The sequence below is a fragment of the Vagococcus bubulae genome (genome assembly GCF_003950315.1).
Taxonomy (GTDB): Bacteria; Bacillota; Bacilli; order Lactobacillales; family Vagococcaceae; genus Vagococcus; species Vagococcus bubulae.
Genome location: NZ_NGJT01000009.1, coordinates 43,834 through 67,899 on the forward strand (window position 1 = coordinate 43,834; position 24,066 = coordinate 67,899).

At 33.1% G+C, this 24,066-nt stretch carries 24 protein-coding genes and 1 other RNA gene; 5 read left to right on the forward strand and 20 right to left on the reverse strand.

What is annotated here, in order from left to right; genetic code table 11:
- Positions 1-94 precede the first annotated feature (94 nt).
- From CBF36_RS06345 to CBF36_RS06355, 3 genes are read right to left on the reverse strand one after another with little or no spacing between them, the layout of a single operon-like run.
- The gene (locus CBF36_RS06345; protein WP_125957590.1) at positions 95-1,939 is read right to left on the reverse strand and encodes an ABC transporter ATP-binding protein; all 1,845 of its coding nucleotides are present in this window, start codon (positions 1,937-1,939) and stop codon (positions 95-97) included.
- Positions 1,936-3,654, reverse strand: a complete 1,719-nt coding sequence (locus CBF36_RS06350) for an ABC transporter ATP-binding protein (protein ID WP_125957591.1) — start codon at positions 3,652-3,654, stop codon at positions 1,936-1,938. Before CBF36_RS06350 ends, CBF36_RS06345 begins: the two co-directional genes overlap by 4 nt.
- Positions 3,655-3,666: 12 nt before the next feature.
- Positions 3,667-4,335, reverse strand: a complete 669-nt coding sequence (locus CBF36_RS06355) for a TetR/AcrR family transcriptional regulator (RefSeq protein WP_125957593.1) — start codon at positions 4,333-4,335, stop codon at positions 3,667-3,669.
- Between the two features lie 151 nt (positions 4,336-4,486).
- On the opposite strand from CBF36_RS06355, the gene CBF36_RS06360 reads away from it, so the two are divergent.
- Together CBF36_RS06360 and CBF36_RS06365 are read left to right on the forward strand one after the other, a co-directional pair.
- A complete protein-coding gene (locus CBF36_RS06360) occupies positions 4,487-5,476 on the forward strand; it encodes an NAD(P)/FAD-dependent oxidoreductase (RefSeq protein ID WP_125957594.1) in 990 nt (329 codons plus the stop codon).
- A gap of 67 nt (positions 5,477-5,543) precedes the next feature.
- Positions 5,544-6,050: a phosphatidylglycerophosphatase A family protein gene (locus CBF36_RS06365; RefSeq protein WP_071457198.1), complete on the forward strand. Its 507-nt coding sequence runs from the start codon at positions 5,544-5,546 to the stop codon at positions 6,048-6,050.
- A gap of 4 nt (positions 6,051-6,054) precedes the next feature.
- Here CBF36_RS06365 and CBF36_RS06370 read toward each other — a convergent pair whose 3' ends face one another.
- From CBF36_RS06370 to CBF36_RS06385, 4 genes are read right to left on the reverse strand one after another with little or no spacing between them, the layout of a single operon-like run.
- Entirely contained in the window at positions 6,055-6,693 is a 639-nt protein-coding gene (locus CBF36_RS06370; protein WP_125957596.1) for a TIGR01906 family membrane protein, read from the reverse strand.
- A gap of 3 nt (positions 6,694-6,696) precedes the next feature.
- The gene (locus tag CBF36_RS06375) at positions 6,697-7,461 is read right to left on the reverse strand and encodes a TIGR01457 family HAD-type hydrolase (protein ID WP_125957598.1); all 765 of its coding nucleotides are present in this window, start codon (positions 7,459-7,461) and stop codon (positions 6,697-6,699) included.
- 10 nt (positions 7,462-7,471) lie between these two features.
- Positions 7,472-8,080, reverse strand: coding sequence for a YutD family protein (locus tag CBF36_RS06380; protein WP_125957599.1), 609 nt, complete (start codon positions 8,078-8,080; stop codon positions 7,472-7,474).
- Positions 8,081-8,099: 19 nt separating this feature from the next.
- On the reverse strand, positions 8,100-9,467 hold the full coding sequence (locus CBF36_RS06385) for a bifunctional metallophosphatase/5'-nucleotidase (RefSeq protein WP_125957601.1): 1,368 nt from the start codon (positions 9,465-9,467) through the stop codon (positions 8,100-8,102).
- Between the two features lie 82 nt (positions 9,468-9,549).
- On the opposite strand from CBF36_RS06385, the gene CBF36_RS12525 reads away from it, so the two are divergent.
- On the forward strand, positions 9,550-10,023 hold the full coding sequence (locus CBF36_RS12525; protein ID WP_270279664.1) for a methylated-DNA--[protein]-cysteine S-methyltransferase: 474 nt from the start codon (positions 9,550-9,552) through the stop codon (positions 10,021-10,023).
- A 10-nt stretch (positions 10,024-10,033) separates the two neighbouring features.
- On the opposite strand, the gene CBF36_RS06395 is transcribed toward CBF36_RS12525, so the two are convergent.
- The 10 genes from CBF36_RS06395 to gpsB all read right to left on the reverse strand — a co-directional run bounded on the left by CBF36_RS06395 (position 10,034) and on the right by gpsB (position 18,474).
- Positions 10,034-10,783, reverse strand: a complete 750-nt coding sequence (locus tag CBF36_RS06395; RefSeq protein ID WP_165865402.1) for a tyrosine-protein phosphatase — start codon at positions 10,781-10,783, stop codon at positions 10,034-10,036.
- Between the two features lie 119 nt (positions 10,784-10,902).
- The gene (locus tag CBF36_RS06400; RefSeq protein ID WP_125957605.1) at positions 10,903-11,487 is read right to left on the reverse strand and encodes a hypothetical protein; all 585 of its coding nucleotides are present in this window, start codon (positions 11,485-11,487) and stop codon (positions 10,903-10,905) included.
- Between the two features lie 60 nt (positions 11,488-11,547).
- Positions 11,548-11,724, reverse strand: coding sequence for a hypothetical protein (locus tag CBF36_RS12265; RefSeq protein WP_165865403.1), 177 nt, complete (start codon positions 11,722-11,724; stop codon positions 11,548-11,550).
- The gene (locus CBF36_RS06405) at positions 11,724-12,404 is read right to left on the reverse strand and encodes an NAD(P)H-dependent oxidoreductase (protein WP_125957606.1); all 681 of its coding nucleotides are present in this window, start codon (positions 12,402-12,404) and stop codon (positions 11,724-11,726) included. The genes CBF36_RS12265 and CBF36_RS06405 overlap by 1 nt, the downstream gene beginning before the upstream one ends.
- 65 nt (positions 12,405-12,469) lie before the next feature.
- Positions 12,470-13,360, reverse strand: a complete 891-nt coding sequence (locus CBF36_RS06410; protein ID WP_125957608.1) for a beta/alpha barrel domain-containing protein — start codon at positions 13,358-13,360, stop codon at positions 12,470-12,472.
- A 111-nt stretch (positions 13,361-13,471) separates the two neighbouring features.
- Positions 13,472-14,815, reverse strand: coding sequence for a TrkH family potassium uptake protein (locus CBF36_RS06415; RefSeq protein ID WP_125957610.1), 1,344 nt, complete (start codon positions 14,813-14,815; stop codon positions 13,472-13,474).
- Positions 14,816-14,917: 102 nt separating this feature from the next.
- Entirely contained in the window at positions 14,918-16,420 is a 1,503-nt protein-coding gene (locus CBF36_RS06420) for a carboxypeptidase M32 (RefSeq protein WP_125957612.1), read from the reverse strand.
- Position 16,421: 1 nt separating this feature from the next.
- Positions 16,422-17,579, reverse strand: coding sequence for a THUMP domain-containing class I SAM-dependent RNA methyltransferase (locus CBF36_RS06425; RefSeq protein ID WP_125957613.1), 1,158 nt, complete (start codon positions 17,577-17,579; stop codon positions 16,422-16,424).
- Positions 17,580-17,656: 77 nt separating this feature from the next.
- Positions 17,657-18,028, reverse strand: an RNA gene (rnpB, locus tag CBF36_RS06430) — RNase P RNA component class B.
- 17 nt (positions 18,029-18,045) lie between these two features.
- Positions 18,046-18,474 carry a cell division regulator GpsB gene (gene gpsB, locus CBF36_RS06435; RefSeq protein ID WP_125957615.1) on the reverse strand — a complete coding sequence of 143 codons (429 nt, stop codon included), beginning with the start codon at positions 18,472-18,474 and terminating at the stop codon, positions 18,046-18,048.
- Positions 18,475-18,729: 255 nt separating this feature from the next.
- Between gpsB and recU the strand changes: the two genes are divergently transcribed.
- Entirely contained in the window at positions 18,730-19,350 is a 621-nt protein-coding gene (recU, locus tag CBF36_RS06440; protein ID WP_125957616.1) for a Holliday junction resolvase RecU, read from the forward strand.
- On the forward strand, positions 19,340-21,592 hold the full coding sequence (locus CBF36_RS06445) for a PBP1A family penicillin-binding protein (protein ID WP_125957618.1): 2,253 nt from the start codon (positions 19,340-19,342) through the stop codon (positions 21,590-21,592). Before recU ends, CBF36_RS06445 begins: the two co-directional genes overlap by 11 nt.
- Before the next feature lie 51 nt (positions 21,593-21,643).
- Here CBF36_RS06445 and nth read toward each other — a convergent pair whose 3' ends face one another.
- From nth to CBF36_RS06460, 3 genes are all read right to left on the reverse strand, one after another.
- Entirely contained in the window at positions 21,644-22,291 is a 648-nt protein-coding gene (gene nth / locus CBF36_RS06450) for an endonuclease III (RefSeq protein ID WP_125957619.1), read from the reverse strand.
- Positions 22,292-22,299: 8 nt separating this feature from the next.
- Entirely contained in the window at positions 22,300-23,004 is a 705-nt protein-coding gene (locus CBF36_RS06455) for a DnaD domain protein (protein WP_165865404.1), read from the reverse strand.
- An 88-nt stretch (positions 23,005-23,092) separates the two neighbouring features.
- Positions 23,093-23,971, reverse strand: a complete 879-nt coding sequence (locus CBF36_RS06460; RefSeq protein ID WP_125957622.1) for a DUF4767 domain-containing protein — start codon at positions 23,969-23,971, stop codon at positions 23,093-23,095.
- Between the last annotated feature and the right edge of the window lie 95 nt (positions 23,972-24,066).

Consider the following 24,066-nt stretch of genomic DNA (forward strand, 5'->3'; position numbering starts at 1 on the left):
TCTTTTCCCTTAACGTCACTTTACATTGTAACACCTTTTATCAAAGAAATTCCATTAATATCTTCGGAAAATTAGATGAATATCATTTTATTTATTAAATACTTACCCCTGTTGAAAATTGACTGTTGTATAATTCAGCATAAAATCCTGCTTTTTCAAGTAATTGATTATGATTTCCTGTTTCAACAATATCTCCTTGATTCATTACAATAATATTGTCTGCATCACGAATGGTTGACAGTCTATGAGCCACAACAAAACTTGTGCGTCCTTCTAATAATTTATCCATTGCTTCTTGAATCAATATTTCAGTTCGAGTATCCACACTTGAAGTGGCTTCATCTAAAATCAAAACATCTGGATTAACTAAAAAGGCACGAGCAATGGTAATTAATTGTCTTTGACCTTGAGAAATATTTGAAGCATCTTCATTTAAAACAGTATTATATCCTTCAGGTAATCTTCGAACAAATTCATCAACTCTAGCTGCTTTTGCTGCACGAATGACATCTTCTTCACTGGCTTCCATATTTCCATAACGAATGTTATCAAAAATCGAACCAGTGAACAGCCAAGTATCTTGTAAAACCATTGAGAAATGAGAACGTAGTTTTTCACGTTGAATATTTCTTGTGTCTTTGCCTTCATAAAGAATAGAACCACCTGAGACATCATAGAAGCGCTCTAACAAGTTAATAATAGTTGTTTTTCCAGCTCCTGTTGGGCCAACAATTGCCACTTTTTGTCCTTCAAAAACATCCAGATTAAAGTCTTTCATTAATAACTCACTATCATCGTATCCAAATGCCATATGTTGAAACGATACAACAGCATCTGTTGGAACAATATTGGCTTCATCGACTACCTTATCACTCATCTCTGCCTCATCCAATACTTCAAAAATACGTTCCGCTGAAGCAATCGTTGATTGAATCGTGTTTAGTAAGTTAGCCATTTGACTAAGTGGTTGTGCAAATTGGTTCGTGTATTGCATAAATGCTTGCACATCCCCTAAAGGCATGTTTCCATTTGCAACTTGTATCCCACCTAATACGGCGATAAACACATAACTAATATTTTTAACAAAGTTCATTAAAGGCATGATAATGGCTGAAATAAATTGTGATTTCCAACCAGATTCATAAAGTTTTTCATTTTGAACTTCAAATACCTCAATATTATCTTTTTCGTGATTAAAACTTCTTACCACAGTATGTCCACTATAGCTTTCTTCTATTTGATTGTTTAATAATCCCAAACTAGCTTGTTGTTTACCAAAATAACGTTGAGATTTTGGCGCAATAATCATGGTAATGATTAAACTAAGTGGAACAGTTAATGCTGCTACAATCGTTAATTTCCAACTAATTGTTAACATCATCCACAATACCCCAAAAAACATCAAAATACTGGTGACAAATTGTGTCAGTGTTTGTTGAAGCGTTGTTGCAATGTTATCCATATCGTTAATGGCACGTGACATGATATCTCCATTTGAATGAGTATCATAATAAGAAACAGGAACTCGTCCCATTTTTTCTTTAAATTCTTTTCTTAATTGATACACTGTTCGTTGAGAAATACGTGTCATAATAAACTGTTGCAGAAAACTAAAAATAGCAGAAGCAACATACATCGCTAGAACAATCATTAAAATACTAGCGATTTTATCAAAATCAATATCGATTTTCCCTACTTTTCCACCACTCATCATCGTTTGTTTGGCTTTCATTAATCCAGCAAAAATTTCAGTTGTTGCTTCCCCTAATATTTTAGGTGTACGGATTTGAAATATTGTTGAGGCGGTAGCCAACACAAACACTAATGCTATTAAATACCAACGTTTTAACATATATGACATCAAACGCTTGGTTGTTTTCCAAAAATTCTTTGGTTTGGCTTTTTTGCCTTTTACTCCACCAGGTCCATGTTGTCTCATGCTATTTCCTCCTTACTCAATTGTGATGAAATGATTTCTTGATAAGTATTGTTTGTCGCTTTTAAGTGTTGATGATCCCCACGGCCTACCATTACACCATCATCTAATACAAGAATGGTATCTGCATCCACTACTGTACTAATTCTCTGTGCGACAATCACGACTATTGATTCAGTAATGGATTCTTGTAATGCTTTTCTTAAAGCCGCATCTGTTTTGAAATCCAATGCTGAAAATGAATCATCAAAGACATAGACCGATGCTTTTTTAATCAATGCTCTAGCTATACATAACCGTTGTCTTTGACCTCCAGAAAAGTTTGTTCCACCTTGTTCTACTTTACTATCTAAGCCATCAGGTAATTCAGACACAAACTCTTTAGCTTGAGCAATTTCCAACGCTTCCCAAATTTCTTCATCAGTGGCGTTTTCTTTCCCATATTGCATATTTGTACGAATTGTTCCTGTAAATAGCACTGCTTTTTGTGGAACAAAGCTAACTTTTTCACGTAATTCATGCTGTAGCACATCTTTGATGTTGCATTCATCAACCACTATTTCTCCTTCTGTTGTATCAAAGAAACGAGGAATTAAATTAACGAGGGTGGATTTTCCAGAACCAGTCCCACCAATAATCGCAACTGTGTCACCTTTTTTAGCTGTAAAATCAATACCTGATAAAGCAGGTTTTTCAGCACCACTATAACTATAGCTAACTTGTTTAAAAGCTAGTGAGCTATCTTGACTAAATTCTTTTGGTGCATCTGGATTTTTAATATCATCCTTCATATCTAATACTTCATTAATACGAACTGCTGAAGCTTGCGCACGAGGGACAAAAACAAAAATCATCGCCATCATGACAAAACTCATTAATATTTGCATGGCATACGTCATAAATGCCATCATATTCCCCACTTCAAGTGTCCCATCAGCAATATTGTGGCCACCAAACCAAATAATTGAAACGTTTGTGACACTAATTATGAATGTAATCACAGGTAGTAGAAATGACATTAGCGTATTTACTTTAATAGCAGTGTTGGTATAATCCTTATTTGCCCCATCAAAACGATTTTCTTCAAAGCTCGTTTGATTAAACGCACGGATAACACGAACACCAGTTAATCCTTCACGAAATACTAAATTAAGTCTATCGGTTTTTTCTTGTAAACTTTTAAATAATGGAATAGCAAAATACATTGTCACCCCAACAACCACAATAATTAGTGGGATAACGTATAAGAAAATTTTTGTTAACTCTCTATCTCGATAAAATGCTAAAACACTTGCTCCAATTAATGTGATTGGCGCATTAATCATAATTCTTAAAAACATTTGACTAACCATTTGAATTTGATTTACATCGTTGGTTGTTCTTGTAATGAGAGACGCTGTTCCAATCTTATCGAATTCACGTTGCGAAGAATACTCTACTTTTTCATAGATTTCAGAACGTAATTTTTTCCCTAATTTTTGTGCTTGTCTTGTCGCAATAAACGTATTGGCAATGGATGCTAATATCCCGATAAATGAAATACCAATCATCACAAAACCAACTTGCCAAATATACGAAATGTCTCCTTTTGTTACACCATTATCAATAATATTTGATGTTAATGTTGGTAAATATAAATCGCTCGTAATTTGAATAACCATAAATAAAATGGCACCTAATACGGCTGGTAGAGACATTCGCTTAATAATTCTTAACATGTATCTATCCTCCTAGTTATCTTTCATTACCCCGTAGGCAATCCAATTCAATTTCATATTAAATTCTGTTTTAACTCTTTCAATATCGACTTCTTTACCCATCTGTTCTGAGCGATAAGCCTCATTGATAGAAGCATGCATTGTATTAAACAATAAACGAAGTAACACTTTTAATTCTTTAACATTTGAAATAGTCAAAGAAGAGTAATCAATCGTATTAATTAATTGTTCATACTGATGATAGCGTTGTTTTTTTCGACCCTTTAAATGCTGTGCTGCTCTTCTTTCAGCGTCTAATCCATCAAATATTTCACTAGAGCGCTTGTAATCCATATACATAAAAATATTTTTTAATAGTTTAGCATGTTGACTTTTTAATACTAAATGAATAAAGTAATCAAAAAATTCCTGCATGGTTAAAAATAAATTTCCTTTATTTTCTTGAAACAATTCCATAAATGTTGTTTCAGGTTCTTTCACCAACATATCACAAATGTAGTAGAATACATCATCTTTATCTTCAAAGTATTGATAAAAACTCCCTCTAGGAATATCCGCATATTTCACGATATTAGCAATAGACGATTGATGGATGGGAACAGAAGAAAATTCTTTTTCGCAAGCTTCAATAATTTTTTGTTGTTTCTCCTCTTCCAAGCGAAAAAAAGTGGGTCTTGGCATAGTTGTTACCTCCTTACTTATTTATGACATGTTGTCATTATATATGACACGGTGTCATAAATCAATTAGAAACCCTTAATAAATTCAAATTAGTTTATTTATCTTAACAGGTCATTTATACTTTAATTATTGATTAGTAAAGGAGTTTCACATGACAAACGAATTATATGATATTACCATTATTGGTGGAGGGCCAGCAGGTATCTTTGCCTCTTTTTATGCAGGAATGCGTCAAGCCAAAACAAAAATTATTGAATCATTGCCTCAACTTGGTGGACAACTTAGTTTACTCTATCCTGAAAAACTGATTTACGATGTTGCGGGATTTCCAAATATAAAAGCTCAACAATTAGTCGATCAATTAGTTGAGCAAATCAAACCATTTCATCACACGATTTGTTTAGATGAAGAAGTTTTAGATATAGAAAAAGAAGGTGACATCTTTAAACTCACAACAAAAAAAGAAACTCACTACTCGAAAACCATTATTATTGCTGCCGGTAATGGAGCATTTCAACCAAAACGTTTAACGACTGAAGGTCATGAATTCTTTGAGAGAAATGGACTACACTACTTTGTCACTGACATGGAACAATTTAGAGACAAAGACATCATGATTTGTGGCGGAGGAGATTCGGCAGTAGATTGGGCATTAATGCTTGAAAAAATCGCTAAGTCAGTTATTTTAGTTCATCGCCGTCCAACCTTTCGTGCACACGAACATAGCATGGAACTTTTAAAACAATCGAGCGTTTCCATTGAAACACCTTTCGTCATTCAAGAACTACATGAAACTGACGGGAAATTAAGTGATGTGACCTTATTTAATCCAAAAGAAGATCTTTCAAAAACATTTCATGTTTCTGATTTATTAGTTAATTATGGATTTTCTTCTTCTCTTGGCCCTATTAAGCACTGGCCTATTGAACTAAAGCGACAATCTATTGTGACAGATTCCGCGACTCGTACATCCGTTGAGGGAATTTTTGCCATTGGAGACATCTCAACCTATGATGGAAAAGTTGAATTAATTGCAACAGGATTTGGTGAAGCACCCATCGCTGTCAATCATGCAGTAAACCACATAAATCCTAAAGAACGTGTACAACCTATGCATAGTACAAGTTTATTTGACCAATAACCATGACTTGTTATAGTTGTTTTACTAGGTTATACTATATAACAATATAAATTAAGAAGGTGTAAAGATGACAATAAAAAAAGAGACATTAAAGAAAATGTCTAGACAATTATTATTAGATCGTGGTGTCACTATTAAAGACATTGCTGAATTGGTTTATTTTCTACAAGAAAAATACGTGCAAGATTTAACCCTTGATATGTGTTTAGAAAATGTTGAAGCAGTTTTAAATAAGCGTGAAGTTCAAAATGCTATTTTGACTGGTATTCAGTTGGATATTGCAGCTGAAAATCACCAAGTATTAGAACCATTACAAGAAATTCTTGAAACAGATGAGGGCTTATATGGTATAGATGAAATATTAGCTTTATCAATTGTTAATATTTATGGTTCAATTGGTTTCACTAACTATGGTTATATAGATAAAGTTAAACCAGGTATTTTAGAAAAATTAAATTCACATGAAGGCAATCAAGTTCATACCTTTTTAGATGACATCGTTGGGGCTATTGCTGCTGCCGCTGCTAGCCGCCTCGCTCATTCTGAACCTGATCGACTAAACGAAAACCAGTGATGCGTTATGCACCACTGGTTTTTTTTAGTTCTCTTTTTCCTTTAATAAGTAATATCACTAAAAATAAAATAAATAAAACAAAAAATAAAGCAAAACAATGGAAAAAATACTCTTGAGGCAAGACTAAAATGATAGGATCTGTTTCTGGATAAAAAATCCAAGCATCGTTATTGAAAAAAACTTCATGAAATAAGACAAAGAATTGGTCGAACGCCACAATCATAAAAAAAGCTAACGCCCCTAAACCTATTAGGATTCCTTGTATCATCGTATTAAGCGTCCATACCATCTTATGCTTAACTAAACGATATAAATACCACACACTTGGAACTAATGTTACCAATAGAATCGCATAGTTCAACTGAAATAATCGTTTCACTTCAACAAAATGAAATGCCCCTTCAGATGAAGTGGGAAAATCTTTCATTGACAGTATTTTTACCCAAAAGAAATTTAAATATCGCATCAAATCATCATAGTTAGATAAAATGGTTTGTTTACTATACTCTGTGTACTCTGTAATACCTAAATAATGAATATCAAACACATATAACCATCTAGCATTAATTGTCAACGTAATCGCTAAACTTAATAAAAATAGAATTAAGACAACTCTATTTACTATCTCCTTTGATTTTACCACTAGCTATACCTGCCATTCATCTAAAGAATCAATGACCTTTGTAGGAGCAATAGGAAGTGTTGCCACATCTTCTTTTTTTGTAAATCCTGTTAAGACTAATAATGTATCTATATCATTATCAATTCCTGCTCGGATATCTGTTTCGTAATTATCGCCCACCATCATGACTTCATTCGCAGCTAAATTTAACCGGTTTAAAGCTTTTTCCATCATAATTGCTTCTGGTTTTCCAATGTAAGTTGCACTTTTTTGTGTCGCTGTCTCAATCGCTGCAATCAAACTTCCAGCTCCTGGCATCAGACCACGATGGGTTGGAATATTTTTGTCAGGGTTTGTCCCAATAAAATGTGCCCCTTTTTGAATAGCAAGTGTCGCAACTGCTAATTTTTCATAGGTTAATTCTGTATCAAGAGCCACAACCACATAATCAGGATGTTCTTCATCTAACACAAATCCTGAAGAAAAGATGGCCTCTTTTAATCCTTCTTCACCAATCACATACACTCTTTTACCTAATTCCTTGTCATTCATATAATCAACTGTTGCTAAACTCGCTGTGTATATCGTATCAGCAGAGACATCAATGTCAAAAGAGTCTTGCAATCTTTTTTTTACCACACTAGGCGTTTTAGTTGTATTGTTGGTTACAAATAAAAAAGGAATATTTTTTTCTTTTAGTCGATCAACAAATCGCTTACCAGCTTCAATTGGCTTATCTCCTAAATAAATCGTTCCATCTAAATCTATTAAATAGCCTTTATAAGTCATTTTTTCTCTCCTAATCTTCTTTTTTCTTTATTTTAAAGTGCCGTTCTTTAGTACCTTCTTTACTTTTAGGTGGTTTATTATTTTTTTTATTATTATTAGTCGATTGATTATTTCTTGATTGATTGTTTCCTTTAGGTTTTGGTTTTTTATTATTTTTAGCATCGTATTTTTTCTCGTTAATGTGTGCTTGATTTTTGTTTTTAGATGGTTTAAAACTAGATGATCGACCTTTTCGTTTAAAATCACCAATTTGTTCAATGACAAAATAAGCACACCCAAAATTACAAAATTCATATAAATAATCATTCAATGTATTAATTTTAGCATCTAGCGGCGCACTCTTAAAATCATCTTTAAAAAACCCACGTAATCTAAGTTGGTCATAACCCCAATCTCCAACAATATAGTCATATTTTGACAAAACATCATTATATCGTTTAATTAGTGTTTCATAATCAAAGCCATCTCGATATTCTTTCACCAATCGATACGTTCCATTAGCTAACGGAAAAGAGTCTGGATTGTAATTTTCTAACATCTCCAAAAGAACTTCATCTACTTCTTCTGGCTGAACGTCGATTTCTTCTATTTCTTCTATTTTTTTATTTTTTTTCGACATAATTTTTTACCTCTATCTTTTAATCGTCATTTTGTTTATTTAAATACATTGCCACACTATTTCTTAAAAAACTAGGTCCTAATATCTCTATCTTCCCTGCTATTTCTATAGTCGGGAAAAATGGTACAAAAGCTAAATGATCAACTGTCACAAAGCTATAATATTTATCCATCTCAATTGGTTTTCCTAGCCAAAAACCCTCATGTGTTTCTTCATTATAATTAAAGCCATCATACCATACTTCACCAAAATATTTCCCTCTAAATTTCATGCCAACAATTGGAAACTTACGTAAAAAGTCACGATTTTTCACAACCTCTTTAGCCAGTCTGATTAGGTCTTTTCCCTGCAGTGTTACTTTTATTAAATTCATTGGGTGAGGTAAGCAATCATGTAAATCTTTTTCAGTAATCTCACCTGGCCCTAAATCAGTTAAGAATAATCCTGAATTAACTATTGCCACATCACAACCACTACTTTCTTTCATGGCACTTAATGTTGTTGTAATCAAATAATCTGTTTTGTTTAATTTACTGGTTACGTTAGCCACATGTCTACCCTCTAATAACTTGTCTCCTTGATTTTTATAGCTAGTAATTTCATTTATATCAGCAATATCTTGTGATAACAACTTTATATCAATCGTTTTCGCTGTTTTTTTTATGATTTTTTTATTAAGACATTCAAGTGATACATCTCCTACATATTCACCAAATTTACCTGCAGCACATAATAATACACCGTTTTCGATTAATCCTGTCGGTAATAAGTGATGTGTGTGTGAGCCTAAAATAATGTCAATTTGTGGGTAAAGATTAGCCATCTTTTTATCATCATTAATACCTAAATGAGATAATAAAATAATCGCATCCGTTTTTTCCGAAAGCTCATCAATCATTTGTTTGGCTGCTACAAATGGATCAATAACGTGCCACCCGAACGGATCATAACTTAATGCCATTGGTGCGGTTAATCCAAATACACCTATTTTCATCTGATGCGTTGTTTCTATCATCGTATATGGTTTTGCCCAAGTTGGATAATCGTTGGTTGATTTATCCTTTAAATTACTTAAGACTACCGGAAAATTTGCTTGTTCATATAAATGATTTAGTACAGGTTGGCTATTAGTAATTCCCTCATTATTTCCAATCGTTACAGCATCATAATGAACTTGATTCATCAAGGTAACATTTGCTGTGCCATCTGTTGCTTCGGTTAGAGGATGCACTCTATCCAGAAAATCTCCCACATCAAATCTAAAAACATTATTGCCTTGATTTTCATATTTTTTTGTCTCTTCATTTAGCCAACGCCTAATTTTAGGCCATTTCTCTATATGTGAATGTATATCATTTGTATGTAGTAAGTGAATGGTTTCTTTCATGATTAACGTCCCTTCTCATATCTTTTATACTATCATATCTCATTAAAATTGGGTATTATGATAAACAAAGGAGTCGATTCCATTGACCTATAACATTAACCATCTTTTTTTAGATATCGAACAAACAGACCAAAAGATATCTCATATTCATTTTATTGATCCCTTGGATGTAATCAATACCACTAAACCGACTGATTCGACGATTAGCCAATGTTTAAAGGAACTACAAGAATATTTATCACATCAAAGAGAACAATTTACTGTACCACTAGACTTAAGTATAGGAACATCTTTTCAACAAAACGTTTGGCGTGCCTTGTTGGATATCCCTTATGGTCAAACATGTAGCTACAAAGATATCGCCAGAAAAATAAATCAACCAAAAGCCTATCAAGCTGTCGGACAAGCTTGTAAAAAAAATCCTATCCCGATAATCATTCCCTGTCACCGAGTCATCAGTCAATCTGGTCAACTAACAGGATACTTTGGGACATCTGAATTTGGCTTAAGGATTAAACAATCGCTTATTACATTAGAAAAAGGAAATCACGAATGATTTCCTTTTGTTAGATTGTATATAATTTTTGCATATCTTTAGAAAAAGTTGTTGGAAGTTTTAAAATATCTGTAAAATAGCTTTCTAAACTACCAAAATGTTGGTTAATTAAATCAAAGGCATAATCAAGATAATCTTTATCAACCGTTAACATGACTAACATATTATCCAGTTGTTTAGTTGATGCTCCTTTTTCCTTCATTTCATTTAAAATCACATCGTTGGCTGCTTTTCTAGATTCATTTGTTTTCAAATAATCCTCATCTATCGCCTCTTTTGATACATTTAAACTAGATAAAATCAACGCAGCAGCAAATCCTGTTCGGTCTTTTCCGGCAAAACAATGGAACAATGTGGCTTCATTTGGTTCAGTCAAAAAATCTCTTAAAAATTTAGAATAGCCTTTTTGTGCGTCTTTTGATAAAACAAGTTCTTCATAAATTGTCATCATCGCTTGTTTTGGATCATATTTAGGATTTAATAATTCTTCTAAACTCGCACCTTGATTAGCTGTTTCACCTAAAATATCAATATGCTCATAGGATACACCTGTTATGGTGTCATCAGGACTTTGGCTAACTTCAGTGTCCCCTCTAAAATCAACAATTTTTTTTAAATTGTATGTGTTAACTAATTCTTCTTTATCTTCTGTTGAAATATGGACTACTTCACCACTTCTTAAAAATTGATGATTCACCACTTTTTTATTATCTAAGGTCACAATTCCACCTAAATCTCTAAAATTCACTAATGTATCCATTGTATTTCCTCCTAAAAAAATCATTTAATATGCTACATCTTATAGTTTACCAAACTTACGTTTTTTTTAATAAGGTTATTTTTGAATTTTTTCCAAAAAAATATAAAAAAGCGATGAAATTATTCACCGCTTAAAGACGTCATTTGATCTGCTACGTACTCGATTTTTATACTTTTAGCAATTTCTTTTAAATCTAGTATTTCTTTATTCGTTAATTTATCTTTACCAAACATGGTAACTGAAAAAATAATATCACCTGTACGTGCTTTATACATTAAGGTTTTCTTATCCTTAGACGGCTGAAGCGCTTCTTCCATCACCCCTAAATATTGGACTGGTTCTTCTTCTCCCCACTTAATGCCATCTAACACATAACCTGATATATCACCATACATTTTTTGAGTATTATCAAAAGCATCTATTTGAATATAGGTATTTCGATTATTTTCTTGTTGAAATGTTCCCCATAATGTTTGTTGGTTAAATTTCCCTTCAGACAGTATATCGTATTTTTCATTGTTGAAACTAATCTTAGAATGCCCTACTAGCATATTATTCACAACGGTACTACGTTTCCCTTTTTTGTCTTTAATCACCATACCGACTGTACTTTCAGTTGTTTCTTTTGTTTCACTTTTTTTATCTCCACAACCACTTAGGCCAACTAAAAATAGAAGTAGTATTAAGTATTTTACATTTTTCATTGGTTCTCCTATTAAATGTGTTTTTCTTTACTATAACAAATTTAGTCTAAAAGATAAATACTACCACTCATTTGGACTCCATAATAATCCATCTAGCTCAGCTTTTGCTTGTTCAATTCGTTTATATTGTTCGCTTAAAATATCTTCTAACTCATTTAAAAAAGCACTCACCTCATATGTTTGAGTTTCTTTTTTTAATAAAGATAATTCATTTAATACCCATTCTTTTTCTTGCACTACTCATCCCTCATCTCTTCCAATGTCATCAATAAGCTATCTAACTCTAAACGATTTTCTTCTAATGCATCCCGTATTGATGATAATCGATTTTCTTTATCTTTAATGACTTGCTTTTGTTCTAATTCAACTAATCGCTTGATAGCCCAATTTTCTCTAACAGAAAAGCGACTATCCTTTTCTTTTGTCAAATAATGCTGATAGTTAATTAATAATTGTTTTTTATCATTTTCTTTTAAATAAGAAAATAGTGCAATTGGAAAAGGTGTTAAATAAGTCATTTGACACTTGTAAGCAATTGCCTGAAAAGGTCTCAATAACTCTGAAATGGTAAAATGTTCTGATGCACCTGCTTGAAAAGAAGATAGCTTTTGCCCCATATTAATCACAATGCCCAACTCTTTATCTTTCAGAGCGTCCCTATATAATGAAGTAGTTAGTACTTTTTCTAGCCATTTGTATAAAATATCTGGTGCTGCATACCAGTACATTGGAAATTGAAAAATAATCCTGTCTTGCTTTTTTAATAATTCCTGTGTTTTGACTAAATCAAAAGTACTTAATTCCTCTTGTATATCGTATATTTCAACCGATGATAAAGAAGCACAACTTTCTTTTAAAAATGATTGCACCCCAGATTCATGTGAATTGGGATGGGCGATAACCACTAATGTTTTCATAACTCTCTCCTAATCTTTGCTATAAAAAGACCATCTGCCTGTCTCAGATGGTCACTCTTTACTTTTTATGTATTTGATGCATTAAATATCGCATGAAGTGTTTGTCTTAAATGAAAATCAAACTCTAAATCACTTTCTTGATAACTTAGTCCTTCTGTTAATGCTCTTGAAAAACTTGCAATCATATCATGATTTTCACTTAATTTTTTATCTGCTTCTGTTTGTCTTAAACCACTTGAAGAAGCCAACATTCTTACAATATTTGGATAATCTAATAAATCATGATAAAAATCTGCTTCTGTCGGTAACGTCAATTTCAACATGATTTTTACGTCACTATCTAGTTGACTTAATTCCTCGTTTAATGCTTCTTTTAAATAAATTTCCGCTTGCTTTTTGTCTGGAATATGTAACTCAATATCAGGCTCTAACATTGGTAAGTAACCTAAATCATACACTTTTTCTGCTAAATCAAATTGTTGTTTGACTAGTTGCTTAATGCCCTCTTTGTTAGCTGAACAAATCAATGAACGGTATTTAAACCCAATAAATGGAAAGTCTTTTGCTTTTTCCACCAACTCATCAAACTCTGTTAACTCCTCCATCAATTGAACACCATTTCTAATTGGTGCTAATCCTTGATCAATTTTCAAGAACGGTAACATGCCTTTTTTATCCCACAAATAGTTTGGCATCGGTTCTGAAAAGATGGTTCTCTCTAACGCATCTTTGTATAAAATAACACCTAATACATATTTTGACGAAAACTCATCACTAATAATCATACGTGTGCGCATATCATGAATAATATTATGCATTTCTTCAGATGTTTGGTACGTTTCATCTGGCACACCATACTGTCTCAAAGCACCTGGAGTACTCAAATCACCCTGATCCATTGCCGCAATAAATCCTGGATGTGTTTTTACAATAGTTAATGTCTTTTCATCTAGCATGTCACATTCTCCTTTATTTTTAATATGCTCATTATAATACATAACACACAAAAATTTAAATTAAATTTTGAAAATTTTCAAAAATAATTTTCTTAAAAAAGACGTTCATTTCTAACCTATCAAAACAGTTTCTTTTGGATAATTAAATTTATTCCCCATATCTTTTAATTCTTTTCTCAATAAGGCGTACATGACTGTATAAAGTCCTACTCGCCCAATAAACATCAAACACATGATAAGCAATTTGCCAAATATAGTCAAATGCGGTGTTAATCCCATCGTTAAGCCAACAGTCGCAAATGCTGAAACTACTTCAAATAAGACATACTCTATACCAGAATGTTGCGGACTATATTCTGTCATAGATAATACTAATGCACTAAGTAAACACAATAAACTTGCAAAGAAAAATAAAACAAAAGATTTCATCACAATATTTCGTGGAATAGAACGCTCTTGCCACTCTGCTTCATCGCGACCCTTTAGCGTGCTGACTAATTGAATCAAAAGGACTCCTAATGTAGTTGTCTTAATTCCCCCAGCAGTTGAGCCAGATGTTCCACCAATAAACATTAAAACAATTGTTAAAATCAATCCAGCATAACTCATTGAGCCATAATCAATGGAAGCAAATCCTGCTGTACGAGGTGTCACGCTTAAAAAGAACGAATTAGTTAATTGTTTAAAAACTGACATTTCATAAAATCTATCTGTAATGACAAACAAGACTGTTCCACCAATTAATAAACTTAAAGTCACTGTCAAAGCAATTTTTGTATGCAAAGATAGACGACGATGATCTTGCCAGTGAATTAGGTCATACCATACAATAAAACCAAATCCACCCGAGATAATCAATCCAGAAATAACTAATAAAACATAAGGATTCTGTTGATAACTTAATAAACTATCACCAAATAAATCAAACCCTGCATTACAAAAAGCTGAGATAGCATGGAACACACTATAAAACAAGCCACGTTTCATCCCGTATTCTGGTATAAATTGAAAACCTAATAAGATAGCACCCAATAATTGCACACCAACTGAAAATCTTACCACAAATTTCAGTAACTTCACTACACCACCCTGGTTATTTAAATTAAGCATCTCTTTAATAACTAGACGTGATTGTAACGATACTCTTTTTCGAAACATCATTGCCACAATTAAAGCAATCGACATAAACCCTAACCCACCGATTTCAATTAATATCATCATGATAACTTTCCCAAATGGACTAAGTACTTGTGAGATATTGATAGGAGTTAAACCTGTCACGCAAACTGACGATGTGGCAACAAATAAAGCATCAATATAACTTAATTGCTTCCCAGCTTGATGACTGATTGGCAAAAACAATAAAAAAGACCCAATAAAAATAATGATTAAAAACATAAGGGTGATAAATTGGACAGTATTAAACCTTTTTAACCCTTTTTTTTGACTTTCCATGTAATATGTTCTCCTCTAACTAATCATATTGACCTATTGTAACCTTTGCTATATACTTTCTCAACAAAAAAAGTTACAGAATCATCTGTAACTTTTAAGAATTTATGCTTTAATCTCATATACGTTGAAATATAACTCACGCATGTAATCAATCAAATATTGTGGGTTTAACTCTTCCCCTGTTGCTTCAACTATTAGTTCTGTTGGTTTTTTTGAACTGCCATATTGATGGATATGTTCTGTTAACCACTCTCTAATTGATGAATAATCATCACTTGCTAACACTTTTTCTACATCAATATCTTTATTCATAGCATGATAAAGTTGTGCTGCATACATGTATCCTAATGCATAAGATGGGAAATAACCAAAACTTCCTCCTGCCCAATGAACATCTTGTAACACACCCTCTGTATCATTTTCAGGACGAACACCTAAATACTCTTCATATTTATCATTCCATACTTTAGGTAAATCTTTAACCTCTAAGTCGCCATTGAAAAGCATTTTTTCAATTTCATAACGAATAATGATATGTAATGGGTATGTTAGCGAATCAGACTCAATTCTAACCAAGCTTGGTTGCGTTAATTTTAGTCCTTTGTAAAAATCTTCAGTCGAAACATCTGTAAAGGTATCACCTGTTAATTGTTTTAATAACTCAAACTGTTTATACCAAAATGCTTGACTTCCTCCAACAATAATCTCATTAAATAATGATTGAGATTCATGAATTCCCATAGACGTTCCACCTGCAAGTGGTGTGTAGTCAAATTTGGCATCCACATTTTGTTCATACATACCATGACCTGCTTCATGTATAACACCTAACGTTGCCATAATAAAATCATTGTCATCCCAACGTGTTGTAATACGAGCATCATTACGGTTTAAGTTCAACATAAACGGATGAACTGTGTCATCTAAACGTCCTCTTGAAAAATCATAACCTAATTGCTCCACAACTTGTGTCACAAATTCTTTTTGGATTTCTTTTGGCACTGTACGATGAATAAAATCAGTATTAGGAGCTGTCCCTTTTTCTTCTAATTCTTTACGAATTGACATGATGCCTTCTTTGACTTGATTAAATACATCATCTAACACAGCTACTGTAATACCAGGCTCATACTGATTTAATAAAACATCATAATCTGTTGCTTCGTCTTTACGCCATAACGGGATAAACTCTTTTGTCATCGCCACAATATCAGTTAAAATCGGTTCAAATATTGAAAAGTCTTGTTTTTCACGAGCTGATACCCAAACACTATGAGCATTTGACAATAGACGTGAGTATTCTTGAAAACGATTTGCCGGAATATTATTATTTAAATCATAATTTTCTTTTGCTTTTGCAAATACTTGCTTACCAAAATCAGATAACTCATCTGGATGGTCTGAAAAATATTCCATATACTTTCTCATTGTTTCATTAGTTGATTTATCAAATGCCATTCCTGCTAAATAACTAGACATTTCTGCTCTGTATTCAGCTCCCTTTTCAGGCATGCCTGTTTGACTATCCCATTCAGCTAAACCAACTGCTTCATTTAATAAGGCAATTTCTTTTAAATAAGCTAAAAATTCTTGTTCTTGACTCATATTAGTTTGCTCCTTCATTTTTTGGCTTTCTTGGTGGACGTGTTCCCCAATATTGGAATAAGTCTGTTCTAAGTGCCCCATTATAGAGTTTACGTTTTTTCGTTGCTTTTGCTCCGTAAAAGCTTTCAAACTGTAAGTCACTTGTTAAGATATATTTACTCCATGTTTTAAGTGGACGATACACGTCACCCATTTGTTTATATAATTCTCTTACAGCATCTTCTTCACCTAAACGTTCACCATATGGCGGATTTGCTACAATCACACCATACTCTTTATCGGTTGTAAAATCACGCAATTGCATTTGTTTAAATGTAATATCTTCTCCCAAACCAATTTCTTCTGCGTTTTTCTTTGCAATCTCAATCATTTTAGGATCAATGTCTGTTCCTAAAATATCTAATTCTGTTTCATAATCAACTTGTGCATCCGCTTCAGCACGTAATGTTTCCATCACTGACTCATCTACCCATGGCCATGTTTCAAATAAAAACTCACGGTTAAAGCCAGGTGCCATATTTCGACCAATCAATGCTGCCTCGATACAAAATGTTCCCGACCCACAAACTGGATCATAAAACGGTCTATCTTTACGCCACGTTGTAAGAGAAATAATCGCTGCTGCCATATTTTCTTTTAATGGTGCGCCACCTTTTTCCAAACGGTAACCACGTTTAAACAAACTTGGACCTGTCGTATCAAGTGTTAACGTGACTTTATCTTTTAACAGTGCTACCTCAATTGGAAATTGAGCTCCTGTTTCAGGCAACCGACCATATCGTGAATAATACTCACTCAAACGGTTAACAATTGCTTTTTTAGTTAAGGCTTGACAATCCGACACACTAAATAATGTCGACTTAATCGATTTACCAGATACTGGAAAATTGGCATCCATTGGTAAAAAGTCTTCCCAAGGTAACTCTTTTACTTGATCAAATAACGACTCAAATGTTTTGGCTTCAAACTCACCAATAACAATTTTAATTCTATCTGCTGTTCTTAACCATAAATTTGCTCGACCAATCGTTTCAATGTCTCCGTAAAAAATCGCTTTCCCATTTTCAACGTCACACTCTATCCCCATATCTCTTAGTTCACGACCAACAAGGGCTTCAATCCCACTTGCTGCTGTTGCAATTAATTTATATTTTTTCATTTGTTGTAACTCCAATTAACTTTTATTTTAGAAAAAAAGCCTTCCATCAAACTGGAAGGCACCCTGATGTTGTAATTTTCTATAAGCCATGTTCTGTATTGATTACTGCCAGGTACAATAATCAACGATAATCATCTGTCTACAGAATCTATTCTGTCCCATCTCTAAGTTCAATTCCTTGAGACAGGTGCCCCTACCATTGTTTGGGTTGCTCGCTCGAGGGGTTTACCCGTTCCACTGATTTTATTTCTAAAATCACTTCGTCACTGTGGCACTTTCAAGGATACTTTAGCATAGCATAAGCCTTAGCTATTTTTCCTGCCGTTACCTCTTAAAAAGAAGTACCTTAATTTATGGTTTCATTAAGCACGAACACTACAAACATCTCAGTCTGTGCGAGCATGGACTTTCCTCACCTTACGTAACGTAAACTGCGATTATCCGAAAATTACAATTTATTATATTTTTAATAACGACGTGTTGCACCTAAGTCATCATTATTTAACACTTTTTGAGCTGCCGAAGATAAAGACGCACGCGCTTGCTCATTCACGTTAACAGAATCAGAATTAGATGGTTGCTCTAATTTTTTACCAAACACTTCTTTTTCTAAATTAGACAAACGTTTTAATATATCAAAATTTGTCACAGAAGTAGGATTTGGTACATCTTGTTTCATACGTGATAATGTTGCTTGGCTTTGTGTTAACTGATCCACTTTATTCACCAAGCGATGATTTTCTTCTTTCAATGCTAATAATTCTTGATTGTAAGTTTCATAATCTTTAATAATTGTATCCAAAAATTCGTCGACTTCAACTGGGTCATAACCACGAACTTTTGACTTAAATTCTTTTTGTAAAATATCTTTTGCTGATAAATTTAATTTAGTCATTTGTTACACCTCATCATTATGTCATTTTTAAACAATTTCTATCTCACTGAGTTCTATATAACACATATCAATAAAAAAGAATAGATATATGTTGCCCTCCATATTATACTATAATCAGTTTTATATTGTAACACAACTGTTTTAATAAAAATATTAAAATTTTAACTAATTTGTTGAACATTCAGATAAGATTCTTCTTTTTTCTTTTCATTGTATTTCAAGGTTTGATATAATGAAGGAAGGAGTGTGGTATTTTTGGCTATTAATTATCCAAATGGTATTTCAAAGAAATATCAAAAAGAGACACCAACACAAAAAAAGAAACAACATTCTTTTTCAAATCGTGGAATGTCTTTTGAAGAACTCATCAATCAAAGTAATTTATATTATTTATCTAAAGAAATTGCAGTCGTTCACAAAAAACCAACCCCTGTACAAATTGTTCATGTTAACTATCCTAAAAGAAGTGCTGCTGTTATCACCGAAGCCTATTTTAAAGAAGCTTCTACAACAGACTATAATGGCATCTACAAAGGAAATTATCTAGATTTTGAAGCAAAAGAGACCAAAAATAAAACCTCTTTTCCCCTTCATAACTTCCATGAACATCAGATTAATCATATGAAACAGTGCATTAATCAGCAAGGGATTGTCTTTGTCCTAATTTGGTTTTCTTCGTTGCAGCGATGTTTTTTTCTTTCAGCAACCCATGTGATTGATTATTGGGAGAATAAAGAAAACAAACGCAAGTCCATTCCATTAAAAATGATAGAAGACTGTGGGTATGAAATACAATTAGGTGTTGCACCAGTTGTCCCTTACCTTTCAATCATTGATCACTATATATCAAAAGGAGATTCTATTTATGAAAAATAGTTCTAACGGGAAAAAGCACCCTAAACAAAAGAAAAAAAGAAGTGTAAAAAAAGGGATACTTATTTTCCTAGCTGTCGTACTCACTCTAATCATAATACCGGTTATTGCTGGGGCAGGATTGTTCTTTTACTATGCTAAGGATGCCCCAACCCTTGACTATAAAAAATTAGAGGATACTCGCTCATCAAAAATTTATGCGATGAATGGCGATATGATTTTAGAAATTGGTGAGAAAAAACGTGAAACCATAGAGCCTAATCAAATTCCACCAATGCTAAAACAAGCAATCATCTCAATCGAAGATAAACGATTTGAAAAACATATAGGTGTCGACCCTATTCGTATTGCTGGGGCTGCGGTCTCAAACTTAAAAGGAACCAGTCGTCAAGGTGGTAGTACCCTCACACAACAATTAATTAAACTATCTTTTTTCTCAACTAAAAAAGAAGACCAAACAATCAAACGTAAAGCACAAGAAGCTTGGCTTTCTGTTGAATTAGAGAAAAAGAAATCAAAAGATGAAATTTTGACCTATTATATCAATAGAGTCTATATGGCAAATGGTGTGTACGGCATGCAAACAGCTGCTGAAACCTACTTCAATAAAAATCTTGATGAATTATCTCTCGCTCAGTATGCTTTACTAGCTGGTATGCCTCAAGCTCCAATTGATTATGACCCATATACTCATCCTGATCTTGCAACCAAAAGACGTAATTTAGTCTTAAGTGAAATGTTAAAAGATCAAGTGATTTCTCAAAAAGAATATGATGAAGCGAAAAATACAAAAGTAGAAGATGGATTAGTTCCATTGAAAAAAGATTCAACTACGCAAGTTATTACAGATAACTATGTTAAGCAAGTTATCGATGAAGTCCAAGCAAAGACCAAGAAAAACGTTTATACTGACGGATTAGATATTTATACAAATATGGATTTAGATGCTCAAACATATTTATATAATCTTGTTAACAGTGACGAAACAGCCATTAACTTCCCAGATGATAAGTTTCAAGCAACGGCTACATTAATTGATGTAAAAAATGGTGATGTTCGGGCACAAATTGGTGGTCGTAAAATAGGCGACGGTGCTTTAAATGATAACAAAGCCGTTTCTGCTAAACGAAATATTGGTTCAACGGCTAAACCATTAGTCGCTTATGCTCCTACAATTGAAGATTTAAATTATGGTTCAGGCCAAATTTATGCTGATATGCCATACAAATACTCAGATGGAACAGACGTTTACAACTATGATCGTTCTTATCGTGGAAACTTAACTATGAGAGAATCTCTTGTCGACTCTAGAAATATTCCTGCTTTAAAAGCATTAAAAGAAGTTGGAGATGATAAATCAAAAGAGTTTATCTCAAATTTAGGTTTAACCAATGATGTTTATGAAGGAACGGCGATTGGCTTTGAGTCTTCTTCTGAAAAACTAGCCGCATCCTATGCTGCATTTGCTAATGGTGGCGTTTATTATGAACCAAGCTATGTTAATAAAGTTGTTTATGCTGATGGAACAGAAGAATCTTTTGAATCAAAAGGAAAACGAGCAATGAAAGAATCTACTGCTTTTATCATTACTGATATGCTAAAAGATGTTATTAACCGCGGAACGGGTAATCCTGCACAAATTAACGGGATTGTTCAAGCAGGAAAAACTGGAACAAGTAACTACGATGATGATGTATTATACAAAGTAAAAGGTGAAGGAAGTCCAGATATTACATTTGTTGGTTACACACCAAAATATTCTTTAGCTGTATGGACTGGGTATGATGACTATTACCAACCAGTCACATTGTATAATCAACAATTAGCGATGGATATCTACAGAGAATTCATGTCCTATCTTTATCAAAATATTGAACCGACTGACTGGAAACAACCATCTAATGTGGTTCGAATTGGGAATGAAGTTTACATAAAAGGACATACTAAACAGTCTTATCAACCTTATCAATCTCAATCTACTACTACTTACTATAATTACTATGAAGTAGAAGAGCATACTGTTACAACTCCTTCTGAAAGTAAAGAAGAAAGCAACGCAGAAAAAGAAGAAGAAAAAACAGAAATCACACAAGAAAAACCAACAACAGACAATAACCAGAACAATCAAACTAATAACAACAATAATAATACTCAAGGGGGAACGGGTGGAGTAAACGTTAATGGAAATAATCCTCCTCGGACATCCCAGCCCCGTGGTAGTGACAAGAAAACTAAAGATGATTAAAAAGATACCTCCTGTAAGCTTTAAAACTGCTTTACAGGAGGTATCTTTTTGTCATTTTTTATTTAAATTTTTTTGTCCTTCAGCACATAAATCGAGTAATAAGCATCCCTCACATTTTGGTTTACGAGCAGTACAGTGGTAGCGACCAAATAAAATCATCGTATGGTGTGTATCTACCCAACGTTCTTCAGGAATTTTTTTCATTAACGTTTCTTCCACTTCATCAACTGTGGCAGATTGCTTACAAATTCTTAATCGTTTACTAACTCGTTCCACATGTGTGTCAACCGCTATAGAAGGCACATTAAACATATCTCCAGCCACCACATTGGCTGTTTTTCTTCCCACTCCTGGTAAACTCATTAATTCTTTCTTTGTTCGAGGAACTTCTCCATCAAATTTATCAACTAGCATTTGGGAGGTTTTTATAATATTTTTTGCTTTTGTTTTATAAAGGCCGATTGTTTTAATACGCATCATCACATCTTCTAGCGGTGCTTTAGCTAAATCACTTGCTGTTGGGTATGCCTCAAATAAAAAAGGTGTCGCTTTATTTACTGACACATCTGTTGCTTGAGCACTTAATATCACTGCAATCAGGTACTGAAATGGGGTATCGTGATTTAATTCCCCTTTAGCATTTGGATAAAGCTCTTTCATCAAATCAATGGCTTCCATCGTTCTTTTTTTAGATAACATATCTTCTCCTATTTATCATGTGGATTTAGCCAGTTATACATTGGTATTTCTGGTAAATCTTCCTCGTTTGACGTATGATTCTTTTCATCGATTTCTTTCAAACGTTGCTTCTGATCTGTTTGTATCGCCTGTTTAGAATGTAAGTTTTTTCTTTCCCAATTCAATAAAATTCGATCCATATACTTTAAACTATACGCTTGATTTAGTATTGCTTCACGAAGAGCCAATTCAATTAATTCAACTGAATATTTATCCTCGTTAAGCCACTGTTGAATTGTTTCAAGTTCAATTGGTGATAAAGCTCTACCAAATTCTTGTTCAAACTTGTTAAACAAATTGGCTTTTTTATCTTCTTCGATTTTTTCCGTTGTTTGAACAACTTCTTGATTGATTACATTTTCTATTTTTTCATATATCGGCGTTAAATCATACCGGTCCTCCGTTTTTCCAAACTCATTTCGACTCGTTTCAATCGCTAATATTCCCTTTGTCATTAATTGTTGAACCAGTTGATAACCTATTTCGTTTGTTATATTCATATGTTTCGTTATCATATCCATTGTCGGAAACTCATTTCCTTGCTGGCTAGACTGCAATAACTGTAAATAAAATAGCATTTCAGAATCAGTCATCCCAACTTTTTTATAATATTTAAATAATAAATTAGAAACCGTTGTTGTCCCTGAATTTAAGTAATAGTCTAACGATATCATTTGTCCACCCCTTCTTCTAAAGTATAACAAATAAAAAATAAAAAAACAGAACACTGCTCTAGAAAGACGCATGTTCTGAAATTTCATTTTAAAACGAATACTCCTCTTGTTTAGCAATCTGTCGAAAAGCTTGTAATAGGTCAACATTTTGTGTTTCATCAAAATATAAGTAATTTTGAGGATTTCCTTGATTTTGTTGTGTCACAAATACTTTTGGTTCATTGTCTACCAATACAAAAAAGTACACATGCTTTTCTAAATTTGGCTGATAATCTGCATCAGAGTACACTGCCACTAGTTGATAAGGTGTTTTTCCAATACCTGATGTAGACCATTCAACAGATACTGGTTTATCATTTACTACCATCTTCCAGCTATTATCTAAAATAACTTGCGGGACATTTATCCCATACAAATCGACTGATTTCTTGTCATCATATGCTTCATAAGTTTGGTTCATCTGCTTGCCCCAACTTGCTACAAACGCATCTAGTTCCTCAGATTGTTCTTGGCTCCATAAATCTTTTTTTGTTTCACCCAAAGCAACTTCTACATCTGGAAATTCTTCTTCTGACTCGCTATCACTCGCACTTAATATCACTTGTTTTTCTTCTTTCGCATAATCAATCAAGGTTTGAGAGCCATTAACCTCCTCAATAACGTCATCTAGTAGCTTAATAATAGATTGTTCTTTTTCCTTATTTTCTTTTAATTCTAAAGCTTTTAAATATTTTTTTAACTGTGTTTGATAAATTTTTGCTTCCTCACTATCTGGTTGTTCTACTAAAGCTTCATCTAAAAAAATATCTGCTAAATCGAAATGTTGATCAGATATCGCTTTTTTTGCTTCAGAAATGGATTGTTCGTATGCATTATTAGTTTTCTTGCAACCTAATAATGTCACACAAAGTAACACTAATAACAAAGAAAACATTAGTTTCTTTAGATAATTCATTGTGTTTTCCATTGTTAACTCCTCCAAATAAGTCTCATCATTGATTATAATTTATCATATTTCAGATAATAAAACCACATTATTAAAACAAAAAAGACGACTCACAT